At 47.5% G+C, this 17,813-nt stretch carries 17 protein-coding genes; 11 read left to right on the forward strand and 6 right to left on the reverse strand.

Going from position 1 to position 17,813, the window contains the following annotated elements; all coding sequences use genetic code 11:
• Positions 1 to 95: 95 nt before the first annotated feature.
• From pyrE to gatC, 5 genes are read right to left on the reverse strand one after another with little or no spacing between them, the layout of a single operon-like run.
• Positions 96 to 764, reverse strand: coding sequence for an orotate phosphoribosyltransferase (gene pyrE, locus ACO0KY_RS00225; RefSeq protein WP_423043298.1), 669 nt, complete (start codon positions 762 to 764; stop codon positions 96 to 98).
• Positions 765 to 820: 56 nt separating this feature from the next.
• Positions 821 to 2,302: an Asp-tRNA(Asn)/Glu-tRNA(Gln) amidotransferase subunit GatB gene (gene gatB / locus ACO0KY_RS00230; protein WP_423044123.1), complete on the reverse strand. Its 1,482-nt coding sequence runs from the start codon at positions 2,300 to 2,302 to the stop codon at positions 821 to 823.
• A gap of 31 nt (positions 2,303 to 2,333) precedes the next feature.
• The gene (locus ACO0KY_RS00235) at positions 2,334 to 2,834 is read right to left on the reverse strand and encodes a hypothetical protein (protein WP_423043300.1); all 501 of its coding nucleotides are present in this window, start codon (positions 2,832 to 2,834) and stop codon (positions 2,334 to 2,336) included.
• On the reverse strand, positions 2,831 to 4,285 hold the full coding sequence (gene gatA, locus ACO0KY_RS00240) for an Asp-tRNA(Asn)/Glu-tRNA(Gln) amidotransferase subunit GatA (protein WP_423043302.1): 1,455 nt from the start codon (positions 4,283 to 4,285) through the stop codon (positions 2,831 to 2,833). Before gatA ends, ACO0KY_RS00235 begins: the two co-directional genes overlap by 4 nt.
• A 30-nt stretch (positions 4,286 to 4,315) precedes the next feature.
• The gene (gatC, locus tag ACO0KY_RS00245) at positions 4,316 to 4,618 is read right to left on the reverse strand and encodes an Asp-tRNA(Asn)/Glu-tRNA(Gln) amidotransferase subunit GatC (protein WP_186912676.1); all 303 of its coding nucleotides are present in this window, start codon (positions 4,616 to 4,618) and stop codon (positions 4,316 to 4,318) included.
• Positions 4,619 to 5,087: 469 nt separating this feature from the next.
• Between gatC and ACO0KY_RS00250 the strand changes: the two genes are divergently transcribed.
• The 6 genes from ACO0KY_RS00250 to ACO0KY_RS00275 all read left to right on the forward strand — a co-directional run bounded on the left by ACO0KY_RS00250 (position 5,088) and on the right by ACO0KY_RS00275 (position 12,411).
• Complete coding sequence (locus tag ACO0KY_RS00250) at positions 5,088 to 6,131, forward strand: rod shape-determining protein (RefSeq protein WP_176801730.1); 1,044 nt, start codon at positions 5,088 to 5,090, stop codon at positions 6,129 to 6,131.
• Positions 6,132 to 6,441: 310 nt separating this feature from the next.
• Positions 6,442 to 7,584, forward strand: coding sequence for a rod shape-determining protein MreC (gene mreC / locus ACO0KY_RS00255; RefSeq protein WP_423043305.1), 1,143 nt, complete (start codon positions 6,442 to 6,444; stop codon positions 7,582 to 7,584).
• Positions 7,581 to 8,099, forward strand: a complete 519-nt coding sequence (gene mreD, locus ACO0KY_RS00260) for a rod shape-determining protein MreD (RefSeq protein ID WP_186912680.1) — start codon at positions 7,581 to 7,583, stop codon at positions 8,097 to 8,099. Before mreC ends, mreD begins: the two co-directional genes overlap by 4 nt.
• 45 nt (positions 8,100 to 8,144) lie before the next feature.
• Positions 8,145 to 10,106: a penicillin-binding protein 2 gene (mrdA, locus tag ACO0KY_RS00265; RefSeq protein ID WP_186912682.1), complete on the forward strand. Its 1,962-nt coding sequence runs from the start codon at positions 8,145 to 8,147 to the stop codon at positions 10,104 to 10,106.
• 2 nt (positions 10,107 to 10,108) lie between these two features.
• On the forward strand, positions 10,109 to 11,221 hold the full coding sequence (gene rodA, locus ACO0KY_RS00270) for a rod shape-determining protein RodA (RefSeq protein ID WP_423043308.1): 1,113 nt from the start codon (positions 10,109 to 10,111) through the stop codon (positions 11,219 to 11,221).
• Positions 11,218 to 12,411, forward strand: coding sequence for a septal ring lytic transglycosylase RlpA family protein (locus ACO0KY_RS00275; protein WP_423043310.1), 1,194 nt, complete (start codon positions 11,218 to 11,220; stop codon positions 12,409 to 12,411). The genes rodA and ACO0KY_RS00275 overlap by 4 nt, the downstream gene beginning before the upstream one ends.
• Before the next feature lie 36 nt (positions 12,412 to 12,447).
• Here the strand turns inward: ACO0KY_RS00275 and rsmI are convergent, their stop codons facing one another.
• Positions 12,448 to 13,374: a 16S rRNA (cytidine(1402)-2'-O)-methyltransferase gene (rsmI, locus tag ACO0KY_RS00280; protein WP_423043312.1), complete on the reverse strand. Its 927-nt coding sequence runs from the start codon at positions 13,372 to 13,374 to the stop codon at positions 12,448 to 12,450.
• Positions 13,375 to 13,414: 40 nt separating this feature from the next.
• On the opposite strand from rsmI, the gene ACO0KY_RS00285 reads away from it, so the two are divergent.
• Genes ACO0KY_RS00285 through ACO0KY_RS00305 form a run of 5 tightly spaced genes read left to right on the forward strand, consistent with a single transcriptional unit; the run spans position 13,415 to position 17,752 of the window.
• Positions 13,415 to 13,801 carry a YraN family protein gene (locus ACO0KY_RS00285; protein WP_423043314.1) on the forward strand — a complete coding sequence of 129 codons (387 nt, stop codon included), beginning with the start codon at positions 13,415 to 13,417 and terminating at the stop codon, positions 13,799 to 13,801.
• A 25-nt stretch (positions 13,802 to 13,826) separates the two neighbouring features.
• Entirely contained in the window at positions 13,827 to 14,423 is a 597-nt protein-coding gene (locus ACO0KY_RS00290; RefSeq protein ID WP_186912689.1) for a phosphoheptose isomerase, read from the forward strand.
• A complete protein-coding gene (locus tag ACO0KY_RS00295) occupies positions 14,416 to 15,075 on the forward strand; it encodes a BON domain-containing protein (protein WP_423043316.1) in 660 nt (219 codons plus the stop codon). Before ACO0KY_RS00290 ends, ACO0KY_RS00295 begins: the two co-directional genes overlap by 8 nt.
• Positions 15,076 to 15,128: 53 nt before the next feature.
• Complete coding sequence (locus tag ACO0KY_RS00300) at positions 15,129 to 15,719, forward strand: LemA family protein (protein WP_186912693.1); 591 nt, start codon at positions 15,129 to 15,131, stop codon at positions 15,717 to 15,719.
• Between the two features lie 26 nt (positions 15,720 to 15,745).
• Entirely contained in the window at positions 15,746 to 17,752 is a 2,007-nt protein-coding gene (locus ACO0KY_RS00305; protein ID WP_423043318.1) for a M48 family metallopeptidase, read from the forward strand.
• The last annotated feature ends 61 nt before the right edge of the window (positions 17,753 to 17,813 follow it).

Consider the following 17,813-nt stretch of genomic DNA (forward strand, 5'->3'; position numbering starts at 1 on the left):
ATAACAACTACTGACTTGAGCGTAATCTCAGGTACGTTTTACCTGGATGACGCTCATACTATTGTTTACCGATTGAATATTACATCGAGCTGTTTTTAGTCTGTGATGCCGTAACGAGTCCGGTAATCTGCTACGCTCTTAGCGCGCTTAATTAATTCACGATCAGCCACTGTCGCAGACAAATAATCAAACAAATCATTCAAATTCCCGATAGAAACCACCGGCATGTTGTAGGTATTGCTCACTTCTTGCACTGCTGAGTGGGCAGATAAAGCGTCGTCTTTGCCTGAGCGTTCCATACGGTCGAGGGCGATTAGTACGGCGCAAGGGGTAGCACCTGCCGCACGTATCATTTCTACGGATTCGCGGACGGATGTGCCTGCAGAAATCACGTCGTCGATGATCACTACTTTGCCTTTGAGTTCTGCACCAACGATGGTGCCACCTTCGCCGTGGTCTTTGGCTTCTTTGCGGTTGTAGGCGAATGGCACATTGCGACCACGCGCTGCCAGTGCTACTGCGGTGGCCGATGCAAGCGTGATGCCCTTGTATGCTGGGCCAAACAACATATCAAATTCAACGCCGGAATTGATCAGCGTGTCAGCATAAAAAGCCGCTAATTTGCCTAAATTAGCGCCATCGTTAAACAGACCCGCATTGAAAAAATAAGGTGAGTTGCGACCTGCTTTGGTCACAAAATCACCAAAACGGATAACGCCAGCTTTGACGGAAAACTCGATAAATTCTTGTCTTAAATTGCTCATGATGTTCTTTCTTAATCGCTATAAATGTGCCGCATGTAATACATGCAGCACTGGGATTAGCCTGCTAATTTCTTTTTGAGCAGTTCATTGACTTGCGCTGGATTGCCTTTGCCCTTGGTGGCTTTCATCGCTTGTCCAACCAGTGAGTTAAAGGCCTTTTCTTTGCCTGCGCGATATTCATCGACGGATTGCTGATTGGCTGCCATGACTTCATCAATGATTTTTTCGAGCGCGCCAACGTCGGAGATTTGTTTTAAGCCTTTAGATTCAATCACCTGATCTGCCAGATTCACATCCGCAGAAGGAGCCTGCCACATTGCGGCAAAGACTTCTTTAGCGATCTTGTTAGAAATCGTGCCGTCGGCAATACGCTGCAACAGGATTGCTAATTGTGCTGCGCTGACAGGAATCGCACTAATTTCTATGCCTTCACGATTCAAGGTAGAGGCAACATCGCCCATCATCATGTTGGCAGCGGGTTTGGCTTGTGCTACACCAGCCGCATTGACGACTGCTTCAAAATAAGTAGCTATGCCTTTGGACTGGGTCAGGACAGTTGCGTCGTACTCAGGCAAACCAAATTGTTCCACAAAACGGCTACGCATCGCGCCTGGCAATTCAGGCATGGTGCTGCGTACTTTTTCTACCCATTCAGCACTGACTTTGAGCGGTGGCAAATCTGGGTCAGGGAAGTAGCGATAGTCTTGTGAATCTTCTTTGCTACGCATAGAGCGCGTTTCTTTTTTGTCCGGATCATACAAGCGAGTTTCTTGCACCACGGTGCCACCATCTTCGATCAATTCGATCTGGCGACGTACTTCGTGATTGATCGCTTCTTCCAGGAAACGGAAGGAGTTCAGATTTTTGATTTCAGCACGGGTGCCGAACTCTTTTTGGCCGACTGGACGCACAGAGACGTTGGCATCGCAACGGAACGAACCTTCTTGCATATTGCCGTCACAGATATCGAGCCACATTACTAATGAATGTAAGGCTTTGGCGTAAGCAACTGCTTCGGCGGCGCTACGCATGACTGGTTCAGTGACGATTTCCAGCAATGGTGTGCCAGCGCGATTCAAATCGATACCGGTCATGCCTTGGTAATCTTCGTGCAGCGATTTACCCGCATCTTCTTCCAGATGTGCGCGTGTCAATTGGATGTTTTTGACTTCTGATTTGCCGTCTTTTTCAACCACGCAAGCGACGTAGCCGCCTTGAACCACAGGGATTTCAAACTGACTAATCTGATAGCCCTTTGGCAAATCAGGATAGAAGTAATTTTTACGTGCAAAAATCGATTCTGGCGCAATTGTCGCGCCGACTGCCAGACCAAACTGGATGGCTTTTTCTACGGCCGCTTTGTTCATCACTGGCAATACACCTGGCAACGCCAGATCAACCGGACTGGCCTGCGTATTTGGCTCTGCGCCAAATTGTATGGATGAACCGCTAAAAATTTTTGAGTTGGTTTTAAGCTGTACGTGTGTCTCAAAACCGATAACCACTTCCCATTGCATAGTAGTTCCTTCGTATTTAATCTTAATCTGTTTTAATCTGGCTTACATTGACTCAGTCTTGATACTCGCATTGACCGTTGCTGGTATTGATTTTGAGTTCAGTAAAATTCATTCTTGACCCACATAAAGCGGGGCAGGTCGGTCTGATATGTACCATCTCGCCCTCGCGTTCAACGCGGATGCTGCATTGGTAACCGCGATCAAAATCATAGCCGCGCTGAGTTCGGGTGGCGATTGCATCTTTTAAACTGATACGCCAACCTTTTTCAGTCACTTCAGCTAGCAACTGATCATCTTTATCGATGCTACATTCATGACCATGATCGGTGCGAAACAAAGACGATTCCCACTGAAAATCATCGATGGTATCGCCATGCAATTTTATATTTGCCTGATCGGCAAAAATCAGGCGCTCACCATTACCATCTTCAAGCTTGGTCTGGGTACACTGCAAATGCAAATCCAGCGCTGGCTCTTGGGCTAACGTGGTTATGCTGGCCGTGCTAAACAGCAAAGCAGTCACTAAACTGAGCTTAAAGTGGCGTGTTTTCATACAGGCGAGCGTTGATGCCAGTCGGTCACTTGTTGGTACTGATGAGCCACATTTAATAAGCGTGCCTCATCAAAGTAATTGCCGATTAATTGTAAGCCGACCGGACGCTTGGAATTTTTTTCACCTTGTCCAAAACCACAAGGTATCGACATACCTGGCAAACCTGCGAGGCTGGTCGACAATGTGAAAATATCAGCCAGATAGTTAGCCACCGGATCATCAGACTGCGCGCCCAAATCCCACGCCACGGTTGGGGCAACTGGCCCCATAATGACGTCACATTTTTCAAAGGCTGCAGCAAAATCCTGCGCAATCAGGCGGCGAATTTTTTGTGCTTGCAGATAATATGCATCGTAGTAACCATGCGATAACACGTAAGCACCGACCAGAATACGGCGTTTGACTTCGTCGCCAAAACCTTCGGTACGCGACTGGCGATACATGTCGTTGAGGTCTTTGTAATCCGCTGCGCGATGGCCGTAACGTACGCCATCAAAGCGACTCAGATTAGATGAAGCTTCAGCTGGCGCAATCACATAATAAACAGGAATGGATAATTCGGTTTTCGGTAAAGAAATATCGACCAAAGTCGCCCCGAGCTTGACGTATTCTGCCAGTGCTGCACGAACGGATTGTTCAACATCTGCCGCCAGACCTTTGCTGAAAAACTCTTTCGGCACACCGATGCGCAAGCCTTGCAGAGATTTGTTCAAATCACGGTTGAAGTCTTCGGGTTTGCGTTCTACTGAGGTAGAATCTTTTTCATCAAAGCCCACCATGGCATTGAGCAGCATGCCGCAATCTTCAGCGGTTTGCGCAATCGGGCCACCTTGATCGAGTGAAGAAGCAAACGCAATCATACCGTAACGCGATACGCTACCGTAGGTTGGTTTGATACCCGTTACGCCGCAAAAAGCGGCTGGTTGACGGATGGAGCCACCAGTGTCTGTACCGGTAGTAGCTGGCGTCAGACGCGCGGCAATTGCTGCTGCAGAACCACCGGAAGATCCACCTGGTACTGCGGTTTTATCCCAAGGATTTTTGACCGCTCCAAAAAATGAATTCTCATTCGCAGAACCCATCGCAAACTCATCACAATTGAGTTTGCCAAGCGTCACCATGCCAGCTTGCACGAGTTTTTCAACAACAGTGGCGTCAAATGGACTGACGTAGTTTTCCAGCATGTGTGAGCCAGCAGTCGAGCGCAGATCACGCGTCACAAATATATCTTTGTGTGCAATTGGAATGCCAGTCAGCGCAGTGGCTTTGCCACTCGCCAACAGCGCATCGGCAGCAGCCGCTTGTTTGAGGGTGAGTGCCGGATCGACATGCAAAAAGGCATTCAGATCACTAACAGCAATGCGATCTAAAAAATGTTGCGCGAGTTCAGTCGCAGAAACCTGTTTGCTGTGCAGCAGGGCAGATAATTGGGCAAGGGTTTTTGTATGCATTTGTTTGTTCCGAATTCTTTTCCGAAAATCTTATTCAATCACCTTAGGTACCAGGTATAAGCCATCCTGGGTTGCTGGCGCGCATTGTTGGTATTCCTCGCGGTGATTGCTTTCTGTGACCACATCTTCCCGCAAACGCAATGCCATCTCAGGCAATAAAGCAGCAATAGGATGACTCAGCGGTGCTACACCAGTGGTATCAATGGCTTTAAGTTGTTCCGCCAGGGCAAAAATCCCATTGAGTTTGTCGAGCGTCGAGTCTGCTTCCGTATCGGAAATTTTTAACTTTGCCAAATTGGCAATGCGAGTTACATCGTTAAGTGTCAGTGACATGATTTATGGGCGCCTAAAGCGCAAAAAAAGTCCAAAAGAGTGTCAAAAAAGAGTGATGGAATTGTTACAAAATCGCAGCACTGGCGAGTGAACTTATAAGCATTGAGTTGACTCTATTCAAAAAATAGAATTTTCTCTCGTTTAGTTACTTAATGTCACAAAGCGGTGTTAATTCCATGTAAATATTTATAAATCCCGATACTGCATTTTTAGGTGTTGGTATCAAGTAAATTTAAGAAGATTATAAGGTAGAATGATGGGTTAATGCCCTAAAGGCGTGCTAAATCCCTCAACTTAGTCTTAGCCTTGGATTTGTATAGCATTTTTAAGACGGTAGGCAGGGTACAAAATTCGTGGTGTAGCGACTTAGGCATTGGTGTGATAATTGGTATAAATTTTATCGCGGCGATTTGCTTAAGGCGCTGCACGCAACAATAGTTAAAGTAATAGTTAAAATACAGGACAATACATGTTTGGTTTCTTACGTAGTTATTTTTCAAATGATCTGGCGATCGATCTGGGTACAGCAAATACATTGATTTATGTTCGTAGTCAGGGCATCGTCCTTGATGAACCGTCCGTTGTGGCAATTCGCCAGGAAGGCGGACCTAATGGTAAGAAGACGATCCAGGCTGTTGGTAAAGAAGCAAAACAAATGTTGGGCAAAGTGCCGGGTAATATTGAAGCGATTCGCCCGATGAAAGACGGCGTGATTGCTGATTTTACGGTCACGGAGCAAATGCTCAAGCAGTTCATCCGTATGGTGCACGATACAAAATTCTTCAAACCTTCCCCACGTATCATCATTTGCGTTCCTTGTGGTTCTACCCAGGTTGAGCGTCGTGCAATTCGTGAATCAGCACTCGGTGCTGGCGCTTCTCAGGTTTATCTGATTGAAGAACCAATGGCAGCAGCGATTGGTGCTGGCTTGCCAGTATCTGACGCGACTGGTTCTATGGTGGTGGATATCGGTGGCGGTACTACGGAAGTCGGTATCATTTCTCTGGGCGGCATGGTCTACAAAGGCTCAGTGCGCGTCGGCGGCGACAAGTTCGACGAAGCGATCGTCAACTACATCCGCCGTAACTACGGCATGCTGATCGGTGAACAAACTGCTGAAGCGATCAAAAAAGCGATCGGTTCTGCGTTCCCTGGCTCCGAAGTGAAAGAAATGGAAGTCAAAGGACGCAATCTGTCAGAAGGAATTCCACGTTCATTCACTATTTCCAGCAATGAAATTCTGGAAGCTTTGACTGATCCTTTGAATAACATCGTTTCTGCAGTAAAAAACGCACTTGAACAAACCCCACCAGAACTCGGCGCAGATATTGCTGAAAAAGGCATGATGCTGACCGGTGGTGGCGCTTTGTTGCGTGATCTGGATCGCTTGCTCATGGAAGAAACAGGCTTGCCAGTGATCGTAGCTGAAGATCCTTTGACTTGCGTGGTACGTGGCTCGGGTATGGCTTTAGAGCGCATGGACAAACTCGGTTCTATCTTCTCCTACGAGTAATTAAAAAAATCGCGAAACTGTCGTTTCTGCATAAAGCTTATGGCCGTACTCATTGGAATAAATGTACGGCCTTACTCATATGTGCCGCAAACACAGTTGGCTTCAGTTGATAAGATTGAGAAGAGCGTCCGAATGGATAAGTGCAAGGCAAAATTGTGATTTTATTGATGTCTGCTGATCTGATCTGGATGTAAAAATATTGTTGCAGAGCCGGCTTACGATGTGTCGGCTTTTTGCTTTTAGAACGCTCGCAGGCTGACCCAGCACTGTGATGCGAACAGGCAAACCTGTTTCTGATGATTGATATAGTATGGATTACAGTCCGCCACCTCTCTTCAAACAAGGCGCATCAGCCCGTGCCAGAGCGATTTTTTTCGCGATTCTTGCCATCTTTTTGCTGGTCGTTGATTCCCGTCTCAAATCTCTGACCTTAGTTCGCCAGATCATAGGTACCGTTCTCTATCCTGTGCAAATGGTGGCCGTGGTGCCCAGCCTGACCTACAAAAACATTTCGCATTACTTTGTGTCTTTGAATGATCTGGAAAAAGAAAACACGCATCTCAAGCGTTTGCAGACATCAAATGCCGACGTCCTACAGCAAACTTCGCAATTGCAGTCGGAAAATAACCACCTGCGGCAATTGCTCAATGCCCGCGAACGCTTGCCTGTGAAATCAGTTCTGGCAGAAATCATCTACGATGCGCGCGACCCATCCACCAGCAAGGTGATTGTTGACCGCGGTATCAAAGATGGTATTGCTCTGGGACAGCCAGTGATCGACGATTTGGGTGTGGTCGGACAGGTGACCCGGGTTTTTCCTTTGACGGCAGAAGTAACCTTGTTGACGGATAAAAATCAGGCAATTCCGGTTCAAATCTTACGTAATGGCTTGCGCAGTGTCGCTTATGGACGCGGACAATCCGCTTATCTTGATATGCGCCTGACGTCGAACGCGGATATTCAAAATGGTGATCAATTGGTCACGTCGGGTATTGATGGTATCTACCCACCGGGCCTTGCCGTTGCAAAAGTCGCGCAGGTCGAGAGTAAGGCCGTGACCACGCTGGAAAATATTTTATGCATACCTGCTGCTGGTATCGATCGTAATAAGCAACTATTGATTTTACAAGTCTCCACAGATAACTTGCCGCGACCAGATACCGAAGATGTACGCGCGAAAAAAGAAAAAATCAATCGTAAAGTGACTCGTGATACGACACCACCACAAAGCGATATTAAACCGGTTGATCAGCAATCGCTGGCACAGACCGCCAGCAAAGATGCGGCAACGTTAGAGTCTAATCGGGTAATATCGCCAAAAATCGACGTTAGCAAAACAAGTGCGTCCAAATCTGACGCTATAAAAATTGAACCTGCAAAAGTTGAACCTGCAAAAGTTGAACCCGCTAAAGCTGAGACAGTGAAGCCAGCGAATAAGGAAACCGCAAAATGACACAACCGCATTACATTTTGTTGCCGGTCAATCCATTGTTTATTGCGTTTAGTCTGGCATTGGCTTTTTTGCTTAATTTTTTACCTTGGGGTGGCTTTATTGCCGTGCCGGATTTTGTTGCACTGGTATTAGTATTCTGGAGTATCCATCAACCACGTAAGGTTGGGATTGGCGTCGCCTTTGCGATGGGTTTGTTGATGGATGTGCATGATGCCATACACCTTGGCGAAAACGCACTTGCCTACACCTTATTGACTTACTTTGCGATCACCATTCATCGCCGCGTTTTATGGTTTCATCCATTGACGCAGTCTTTGTATGTATTTCCTTTGTTTTTGTTTGTCCAATGTTTGCAAATTGCTGTGCGCCTTATCGTCGCGCCTGATGCGCATTTTCCTGGCTGGCTGTATTTTTCTGAAAGCGTCGTGACCACAGCATTATGGCCGATTGCAACGCTGATACTGCTTGCTCCACAACGTCGTGCGATCAACAAAGACGATACGCGTCCCATTTGACCATCATGTGTATTTCCTGTCGCAGCTGTAAGCAAACTAAACATCATGAATGAACTAAAGAACACGGAGCGCGAGCTCTATTATTTCCGTATGCGGCTGATTTTTATCGGCATCTTCGTGTTCGCCTGCTTTTCTGTCTTAATTTCGCGTTTTGTCTGGTTGCAGATAGTGAAGTATGACGACTATGTACTGCAGGCTGATGATAATCGGATTGACGTAGTACCGGTGGTGCCGAACCGCGGTCTGATTATGGATAGAAACGGCGTTATTCTGGCGCAGAATTATTCGGCCTATACCCTGGAAATTACGCCATCCAAAATTACCCAGGATATGGATTTACTGATTGATAATCTGTCGGCACTGGTTGATATCCAACCCAAGCATCGTAAGCGCTTTCGTAAGTTGCTGGATGAATCTAAAAATTTTGAAAGTCTGCCGATTCGTACCCGTTTGACCGATGATGAAGTCGCGCGTTTTACGGCACAACGTTTTCGTTTTCCAGGCGTTGATATTCAGGCGCGCTTATTCCGTCAATATCCGCAAGGCGACAGTGCTTCGCATGTGATTGGTTACATTGGTCGCATCAGTCCTAAGGATGCGGAAATTATTGACGATATGGAGGACAGTGCAAATTACAAAGGCACTGACTATATCGGCAAAGAAGGTTTGGAAAAAAGCTACGAAACGGCGCTTCATGGCACGACCGGTTTTGAACGTGTGGAAGTCTCAGCCAATGGGCGCGCCGTCCGCACACTGTCACGCACGCCACCGACGTCGGGACAAAATTTAATCCTTTCAGTGGATATCGAATTACAAAAGGTCATTGAAGAAGCGTTCGGTGATCGGCGTGGTGCCTTGGTTGCGATTGAACCCGAAACTGGTGACGTTCTTGCGTTTGTGTCTAAACCTTCGTACGACCCTAACTTATTTGTCGAGGGTATCGATCAACAAAGCTGGAACGAATTAAATACATCAGAAGACAGGCCGCTGTTGAATCGCCCATTGTCAGGTACCTATCCACCGGGTTCTACCTATAAACCGTATATGGCTTTGGCGGCACTGGAATTAGGCAAACGCACGCCTTCACAAGCAATTGCAGATACCGGCTTTTTCATGTTTGGTGGACATAGGTTTAATGACGATAAACCTGGCGGTCACGGCATTGTAGACATGTACCGTTCTATCGTCGTGTCATGTGATCCGTATTACTACATGCTCGCAAATGATCTCGGTGTAGATACCATTCATGATTTCATGAAGCCATTTGGTTTTGGTCAGAAAACCGGTATTGATCTGGAACATGAAAAGACGGGTTTGTTGCCATCGACTGAATGGAAGCGGACTGCCTATAAAAAAGCTGCACAGCAAAAATGGTATGCTGGCGAGACAATCTCCTTGGGGATCGGGCAAGGGTATAACAATTTTACGCCACTGCAAATGGCGCACGCCATGGCAACTCTGGCCAACAATGGCATTGTCATGAAGCCGCATCTGGTCAAAATGACGGAAGACCCTAAGACGCGTCAGAAGACCTTAACCGTACCAAAAGAAAGTTATCGTATTCCTTTGAAGCAGGAAAATATTGATTTCATTAAACATGCGATGGTCGGTGTCACCACTGTGGCAGGTGGTACCGGTTACATGAAATTTCATGATGCTGAATATATCTCAGGTGGTAAAACCGGGACAGCGCAGGTAGTAGGTATCAAAAAAGGTGAAAAATATAATGCCAAAACGACGGCAGAACGGCAGCGTGACAATGCCCTATATATCGCCTTTGCGCCCGCTGATAAGCCGAGAATTGCGCTGGCCATGGTGGTAGAAAACGTTGGTTTTGGTTCTGAGTTTGCGGCCCCGATAGCACGTAAAGCCCTCGATTATTATCTGTTAGGAAAACGTCCTTCTGATAAGGATAAACCGCCTGTTGCCAAAACTGACGTCACATCTGCGTCACCAGCACAAGTTGACACAACAGCTGTTCCGGCGGCACAAGAAATAAGGGATTGACGATGCAACATTCACGCTTTAATTGGCAATCCATGCGCTCACACATTATGGTGTTTGATGCGCCGTTGGCAATTTTGCTGTTTCTGATTATGTCGACTGGAATTATTACGCTTTACTCAGCTGGCATAGATTTCCCGGGAAGGGTAGAGGATCAGTTGCGCAATATTCTGGTGTCGTTTGTCATTATGTGGATTTTCGCCAATATCCCGCCGCAGACATTGATGCGGTTTGCCATTCCGATTTACAGCTTTGGTGTCGCCTTGTTACTTGCGGTGGCAGCATTCGGGATGGTGAAGAAAGGCGCGCGCCGTTGGCTCAATGTTGGTACACCTATCCAACCATCCGAAATTATGAAAATTGCCACACCATTGATGTTGGCTTGGTATTTTCAAAAACGTGAGGGTGCTTTGCGTTTAAAAGATTTTGTCGTGGCAACAGTCATTTTATTAATTCCAACGGGGTTGATCGCAAAACAACCCGATCTCGGAACGGCGCTACTGGTGGTTGCTGCCGGATTTGCGGTCATCTTTTTGGCTGGATTGTCCTGGAAAATCTTAATTTCCTTGATCACCTTCGTTGCTATTGTGACGCCGACCGTGGTTTGGCCATATATGTTGCATGACTATCAGCGTGACCGTGTACTGACAATGCTAGACCCAACCCGTGATCCTTTAGGCAAAGGCTTTCATATTATTCAATCAACAATTGCCGTGGGTTCTGGTGGATTGCATGGCAAAGGCTGGTTGAAGGGGACACAGGCGCATCTGGAATTTATTCCGGAACGTACTACCGACTTTATTTTTGCAGTATTTTCCGAAGAATTTGGTTTTATTGGCAATGTAATATTAGTTAGTTTGTACTTTTTATTAATATTGCGTTGTCTGATGATTGCAGCCAATGCTCCTACCCTGTTTGCCAGATTGATGGCGGGTTCAGTAACCATGATATTCTTCACGTATGCGTTTGTGAACATGGGGATGGTTAGCGGGATTTTGCCTGTGGTCGGTGTGCCTCTGCCTTTTCTTAGCTATGGCGGCACCGCATTGGTCACGCTGGGTATGGCGGCGGGTATTATGATGAGCGTTCAACGAAATCGTAAGCTGGTGCAGACATGAAGAAAATTTTTTCAAACAAGCAATTGCAACGATGTTATCTGATGGCGGCACCAGCAGTGCTGCTGGCAGCCTGCGGAACGGCACCAAAACAGCCGACTATCATTGCCGATACCAACCGTCCACAAACGAAAACGCCAACCATTAGCAGCCCCGCGCCGGTATTACCAAAAGCAGGTTCGGGCAAAGGTGGCTATTACAAAGATGATGGCCCGGGTGATAACCCACCACCAGGTTTGGAATTCACGATGGACCCGATTCCAGTCATGGAAGATTTTTCGCGCTCAGCGAATAAGCCCTACGCGGTATTTGGCAAAACTTACACACCTATAGTCGATAACTCTACGCCCTTCATTCAGCGTGGAGTTGCCAGCTGGTATGGCAAAAAATTTCATGGACAGAAGACCTCATCGGGTGAGTTGTACGACATGTACAAAATTACCGCTGCTCATCCAACCTTACCAATTCCGTCCTATGCCAGAGTTACTAATCTGAGTAATGGCAAGCAAATTATCGTTCGCATTAATGATCGAGGGCCTTTCCATTCGAACCGGATTATTGACCTTTCGTACACTGGCGCATTGAAGTTGGATTTGTTGGGGAAAGGAAGCAGTCAGATTGAGGTTGAACGCTTACTGCCAGCCGACATAGAGCGCATGGCAGAAAACCGAAAAAATCAACCTGACAATAATTCTCGCGTGATAGCGGCGAATGATATATCGCATAACCAGCCGGTGGCCAAGATACCGACGCCACAAGTGGTTCAGGCTCTGCCAGTCTCTACCGCTGTCGTCGCCAGCAAACCAGTTCTTGCGTCCTCCGGCGCATCGGCACCGCAAGCTGACACGATAAGTATGGAAGACTTGTTGGCTTCTGAACAAAGTAAAGAAGCTGCACAAGCCAGTAATGCAGAACCAGTCAACAATGACAAGGTATCTGTACCAACGCAGACTGCAGGCAGTGGCGCGTATTATTTGCAATTTGGTGCATACGCGATTCGCTCGAACGCTGAATCTATCATGAGCCACTTAAAAAGCCGTGCCGAGAGTCGTCTGCCCGACTTTGATATTGTGCAGCAAGGTAGCCTGTACCGGTTGGTCAGCGGACCATTTCATAGTCGTTCAGAAGCGATGTCAGCATTAGCACAAGCCGGTAATCTGGGCGTAGGGCGTCCGATGGTGGTGCAACGCTGAGCCTGAGGCTTCTCTGAGAGCTACTGCGCACTACGCTTAATCAGACTCGCCTTGCTTCATTTCCAATGCTATTTGGTATAAAGCATTTTTTTTCAATCCGGTTAATTGTGCTGCCAGATTGGCCGCCTGCTTGACGGAACATTCTTCGAGCAAAATACTTAGTACCCGGCGTGCTTCCAGATCATTTTCGCCTTCAGCCGCTTGGCTAGCGTCGAGCAAAATCACGTATTCGCCTTTTTCTCTGTGGGCATCTGCTGCCAGCCATGCTGGCGCTGCGCTCAACGGACAACGGTGAATTTCTTCAAACAACTTACTGACCTCACGAGCCAATACGATTTGATGATCACCACCAAATACGTCCAACATGGCTTGCACAGTTTCTGTAATTCGATGCGGTGCCTCGTAAAAAATCAGACTGGCGGGCACATTGAGTAAGCTACGCAGTGTCGTTTCGCGTTGTCCTGCTTTGGCTGGTAAAAAACCAACAAAATAAAAACGATCAGCTAACAAGCCACTGGCTGACAAAGCGCTGATCGCTGCCGATGCGCCAGGTAATGGCGTCACAGGCACGCCGGCAGCCTTTAATACATCAACAATTTTTGCTCCCGGGTCAGACACGCCTGGCGTACCAGCGTCGGATACCAGCGCAATTCGTTCGCCCGCTTGCAAACGTTGAAGGATTTTTTCCGCCACTTCACGTTCATTATGCTGGTGGGCGGCAATTAAGGGCTTATGAATCCCATATCGCCCCAGCAGTTGTGCCGTATTGCGCGTATCTTCGCAGGCAATTGCATCCACTATTGTTAGCAGGTGTAAAGCACGTAAGGAAATGTCTGCAACATTCCCGATCGGCGTAGCGACTACATATAATGTTCCGGCCGGGTAATTTTGCCGAACCACCGCGTCAATAATGGTTGGGCTGGTGAACATGATGGATTCTGCTGTGGATTCGGTAGTACTCATACCCGGTATTCCAATTTAATCAAAACCAGATTGTACGACAATGAGACGCGAACCCGTTCAAGAAAGTGCTCCCCATGACAAGAGAACCAGCCGGCGCCGTAGCGGAGATGATGGTGAATTGCACGCCTTGCAGTATCTGGAACAGAACGGCCTTAAGTTGATACAAAAAAATTTCCTTTGCAAGGGCGGTGAGCTTGATCTGATCATGCGTGATGGCAAAGCCTTGGTGTTTGTGGAGGTCAGGAAACGTGCCTCTATGCAATTTGGTGGCGCTATCGCCAGCATAACTGCTGCAAAACAAAGAAAAATGCAGCATGCGGCACAGGTATTCTTACTTCAACTGAAACAACAACCACCATGCCGGTTTGACGTGATTGCCATCGAAGCGGGTACAATTCATTGGTTACAAAACGTAATTGTTGCTTAGCGACTATCGTATAATCTGACACACTATGACAAACCAACGTATCCTGGCGCACTTCAATGAAAGTGCCGAATTAAAAATCAAGGCCGCTGAAGAGCTGGCGCTTCCTATTTCTCAAGCAGTGGAACTTATGTTTCAGGCACTGTCTAACGGTAACAAGATTCTCGCTTGCGGGAATGGCGGGTCGGCGGCAGATTGCCAGCATTTTGCTGCGGAACTAGTTGGGCGCTTTGAGCGCGAACGTTTGCCGTTGCCTGCAATGGCATTGACGACCGATAGTTCGATTATGACGGCCATTGCCAACGACTATAGTTTTCAAGAAGTATTTTCCAAACAGGTGCAGGCGTTTGGACAGTCGGGCGATATTTTGCTGGCGATTTCTACATCGGGTAATTCGCCCGGCGTGATTAATGCTATCAATGCCGCGTTAGAACGCGATATGCGGGTTGTGGCCCTGACTGGTAAGGGTGGCGGCGAGGTAAAAAATTTATTAGGTGAAATGGATGTACATATCTGCGTTCCGCACGATAAAACGGCGCGTATTCAGGAGGTCCATCTGTTGACCATACATTGTATCTGCGACGGTATTGATACTGCGCTCTTTGGAGGTGATGTTGATGATTAAACAAAGTCTGGGTAAGTTTTCACGATCTTTGCTAGTAGCTGGTTTGTGTGGTTCTGCGCTTTTGAGTTTGCAGGGTTGCGTAGAACTCGTTGTTGGTAGTGCCGTCATGGGTACTTTCGCTGCCGCGGATCGTCGGACTTTGGGCGCGCAAACAGAGGATAAATCTATCGCTGTTAAAGGTGAGTTACGTCTTTCAAAAGCACTGGGCGATACCGCTCATGTGAATGTCAACTCGTTTAATCGTCACGTATTATTGACTGGTGAAGTCGCAGATCAACAAACCAAAGACAAGGCAGAAAACGAACTCAAGACGGTTGAAGGTGTTGTGACGGTGATGAATGAGATTCAAATTTCAGGCATTTCGAACTTCTCAGCGCGTTCCAACGATGCGTTGATCACGACCAAAATAAAGGCTGCATTTGTTGATACCAAAGACTTATACGCGAGTTCGTTTAAAGTTATTACTGAAGGAAGTGTTGTTTATCTGATGGGTCGCGTGACCCAGCGTGAAGGTAATCATGCAGCTGATGTTGCCAGTACAGTGAGCGGTGTACGTAAAGTGGTAAAAGTGTTTGAATACATCAGTGAAGAAGAACTGAAGGCGATGGTGATTCAACCTGTAAAGACAGAAAAAACCGAAGCCAATAATTAAGTTAAAACCGTAGCCGATGACTTTTCATCGGTTTTCTTTTTTCTGGAGAGAAAATGATTACATTGATCGTATTTTTAGCTATTGTTGCCTTGATCGTGTTTTGGGTCATCGGCGTCTATAACCGTTTGGTCACTTTACGTAATCGCTTTAAAAATGCGTTTGCACAAATTGATGTGCAATTGAAGCGTCGTTACGACCTGATTCCGAATTTAGTGGAAGTCGCCAAAGGCTATATGAAGCACGAGCGTGAAACACTCGAAGCGGTGATCGCGGCACGTAATCAGGCGGTTTCCGCCAGCAGTAAAGCCGGTCTGGATCCAGCCGATGCTGCATCGGTGCAGCAATTGTCTGCGGCAGAAGGTACCTTGACCGCGTCGTTAGGAAAAATGTTCGCCTTATCAGAATCTTACCCAGATCTGAAAGCCAATGAGAACATGATACAGCTCACTGAAGAATTGACCAGCACGGAAAATAAAATTGCCTTTGCGCGTCAGGCGTATAACGACAGTGTCATGCAATACAACACAGGTATTGAGCAATTTCCAGGTTCTTTGATTGCTAATAATTTTGGCTTTAAAAACGCTGAATTATTGCAAGCAACGGAATCAGCAGAAGAACGTAAAGCCGTTAAAGTTTCCTTCTGAAATCTTGCCCTGGGCCTTGCATCGATATGGACTTTTTTGAACAGCAAGATCAGGCGCACCGCCAGAGTCGCAAGCTATTAATCCTGTTTGCCCTGGCGGTCATTGCGATTTTAGTCGCAGTGAATGTCAGCCTCGCGCTGATCTGGAAATGGGGTTTCGCGATGCGCACCCCAGGGCATCCTGGTTATCCCACCGGTTTTTTCTTCATCAATACTGCCGTTACTTTGTTATTTATCGTCGGCGGGACGATGTTTGAAACTTTCCGTTTGCGCGATGGTGGCGATGCCGTGGCCCAGATGGCTGGTGGACGACTGGTGATGCCAGACTCGACCGATGCCAAAGAGCGGCGTCTGTTAAATATCGTCGAAGAAATGGCGTTGGCTTCTGGTATCGCCTGCCCCCGTGTGTATGTACTCGATCGCGAAGATGCAATCAACGCATTTGCGGCTGGGTATCATCAAAACGAGGCAGTCGTCGCGGTAACTCAGGGTAGCCTGACCCGACTGACCAGAGACGAATTGCAAGGTGTGATCGGACATGAATTCAGCCACATCCTCAATGGCGATATGCGCATGAATATCAAGCTCATCGGTGTGCTGTTCGGGATACAGATGATTGCGGGCTTTGGTCAGGAGATGATGTATTGGGCATCCCGTTTTGGTAGCTCACGCGATCGCGACGAAAAAGGCCCACCAATACAATTAGTGATTGTTGTCTTTGGTGCAGCACTGTTTGTGATCGGCTACGTCGGCATCTTTTTTGGGCGCCTGATCAAGTCGGCTGTTTCGAGGCAGCGCGAATTTTTGGCTGATGCCAGCGCCGTGCAATTTACGCGTGACCCGGAGACCATCGGTGGTGCGCTCAGAAAAATCGGCGGTCTTACCATGGTCAATCAATGTGGTTCGCGTATCAATAATCCTCGTGCAGAACAGATGTCGCACATGTTTTTAGGTGCGGCAAAGGTAAACTTAATGGATGGAATGTTTGCTACGCATCCACCGTTAAAAGAACGTTTGCAACGAGTATATGGGCACAACGTTGAGTTTCTGGATGCCAGTGAAATTGTCGATCCGGTGGACTTAGCAGCCATGCCGGAAGGTGTCTACGGATTTGGGGCTCGCAATGTGGAGGCAGCTCAACGTGCTCGTGCCGTTGAGAGAAGCTCTGATTTGAATGCTGAATTTGGTCAACATGCGATTCCTACCGCGAATACGATTCCTTTCAGCATGCCCTTAACGCCCGCAGCAACTGCTGTGCCGCAATCAACGTCAGCGCATGGTATTGATCCTTTCATCCTGACTGCCGCTCGCGACAGTACGACCGCGGACGCGTTGGTGTTCGCCTTGTTATCTGACCGCAGTGAGCCACAAGCGTATGCAATTCAACAAAGTCTGGTCGCCAGACTGGGAGCAGAAAAAGCAGCGTTAACAGAAAATTTATTGAATCATCTGGAAGGCATGCAAGCGAGTCCGCGTTTGCCGATACTGGATTTGGCGATGCCAGCACTGAAGCAGTTATCGTCTGAAAATAAAGCGCAGTTATTGAGCGTTGCGTCCAAATTGATCGCTGCTGATCAGAAAATGAGCCAGTCGGAATTTGTGCTACAAACCGTGCTGGAACGACGCCTTGGACCACAAGCCGGACGTATGGTTAAGGTCAAGTTTAACGCCGTCACCGCCTTGAAGTCAGAAGTGCAATTGCTGTTGTCACTGGTCGCTCGTAGCCATAGCGACGATGCGCAAGCGGGTATCGCTTTTCAACGTGCTGCAGCCACCTTGCCTGAGTTAGCGTTTCAGAGTCGTGATTTGCTCCCGCCTGCAACCCTGGATTTCTTTGTCGTCCGGCAGGCATTAGAAAAACTGAATCAACTCGCCCCTTTGGCAAAACCGTTCTTGATTAAGGCAGTATTGGCTGCGGCAACACGCCCACAACAAGATCGCATGGATGCAGAGATGCTGGATCTGGTGCGCGGTATTTGTGCTGCAGTTGATGCACCGGTACCAGATGTGGTTGGAATGGGTGCGAATTTCTAAAATTCGGTAACGTGATTTTCTGTATTTTTTCTGTATTTGATAAAAAAAACAGCCCGGTTTG

The organism is Undibacterium sp. Dicai25W (assembly GCF_049340505.1).
Lineage (GTDB): Bacteria > Pseudomonadota > Gammaproteobacteria > Burkholderiales > Burkholderiaceae_D > Undibacterium > Undibacterium jejuense.

What these genes read in the sequence shown, in the direction of transcription:
- pyrE (WP_423043298.1), bottom strand. Translation starts at nt 764, where the DNA reads ATGAGCAATTTAAGACAAGAATTTATCGAGTTTTCCGTCAAAGCTGGC.
- ACO0KY_RS00235 (WP_423043300.1), bottom strand. Translation starts at nt 2,834, where the DNA reads ATGAAAACACGCCACTTTAAGCTCAGTTTAGTGACTGCTTTGCTGTTT.
- gatA (WP_423043302.1), bottom strand. Translation starts at nt 4,285, where the DNA reads ATGCATACAAAAACCCTTGCCCAATTATCTGCCCTGCTGCACAGCAAA.
- gatC (WP_186912676.1), bottom strand. Translation starts at nt 4,618, where the DNA reads ATGTCACTGACACTTAACGATGTAACTCGCATTGCCAATTTGGCAAAG.
- ACO0KY_RS00250 (WP_176801730.1), top strand. Translation starts at nt 5,088, where the DNA reads ATGTTTGGTTTCTTACGTAGTTATTTTTCAAATGATCTGGCGATCGAT.
- mreC (WP_423043305.1), top strand. Translation starts at nt 6,442, where the DNA reads ATGGATTACAGTCCGCCACCTCTCTTCAAACAAGGCGCATCAGCCCGT.
- mreD (WP_186912680.1), top strand. Translation starts at nt 7,581, where the DNA reads ATGACACAACCGCATTACATTTTGTTGCCGGTCAATCCATTGTTTATT.
- mrdA (WP_186912682.1), top strand. Translation starts at nt 8,145, where the DNA reads ATGAATGAACTAAAGAACACGGAGCGCGAGCTCTATTATTTCCGTATG.
- rodA (WP_423043308.1), top strand. Translation starts at nt 10,109, where the DNA reads ATGCAACATTCACGCTTTAATTGGCAATCCATGCGCTCACACATTATG.
- ACO0KY_RS00275 (WP_423043310.1), top strand. Translation starts at nt 11,218, where the DNA reads ATGAAGAAAATTTTTTCAAACAAGCAATTGCAACGATGTTATCTGATG.
- rsmI (WP_423043312.1), bottom strand. Translation starts at nt 13,374, where the DNA reads ATGAGTACTACCGAATCCACAGCAGAATCCATCATGTTCACCAGCCCA.
- ACO0KY_RS00285 (WP_423043314.1), top strand. Translation starts at nt 13,415, where the DNA reads ATGAGACGCGAACCCGTTCAAGAAAGTGCTCCCCATGACAAGAGAACC.
- ACO0KY_RS00290 (WP_186912689.1), top strand. Translation starts at nt 13,827, where the DNA reads ATGACAAACCAACGTATCCTGGCGCACTTCAATGAAAGTGCCGAATTA.
- ACO0KY_RS00295 (WP_423043316.1), top strand. Translation starts at nt 14,416, where the DNA reads ATGATTAAACAAAGTCTGGGTAAGTTTTCACGATCTTTGCTAGTAGCT.
- ACO0KY_RS00300 (WP_186912693.1), top strand. Translation starts at nt 15,129, where the DNA reads ATGATTACATTGATCGTATTTTTAGCTATTGTTGCCTTGATCGTGTTT.
- ACO0KY_RS00305 (WP_423043318.1), top strand. Translation starts at nt 15,746, where the DNA reads ATGGACTTTTTTGAACAGCAAGATCAGGCGCACCGCCAGAGTCGCAAG.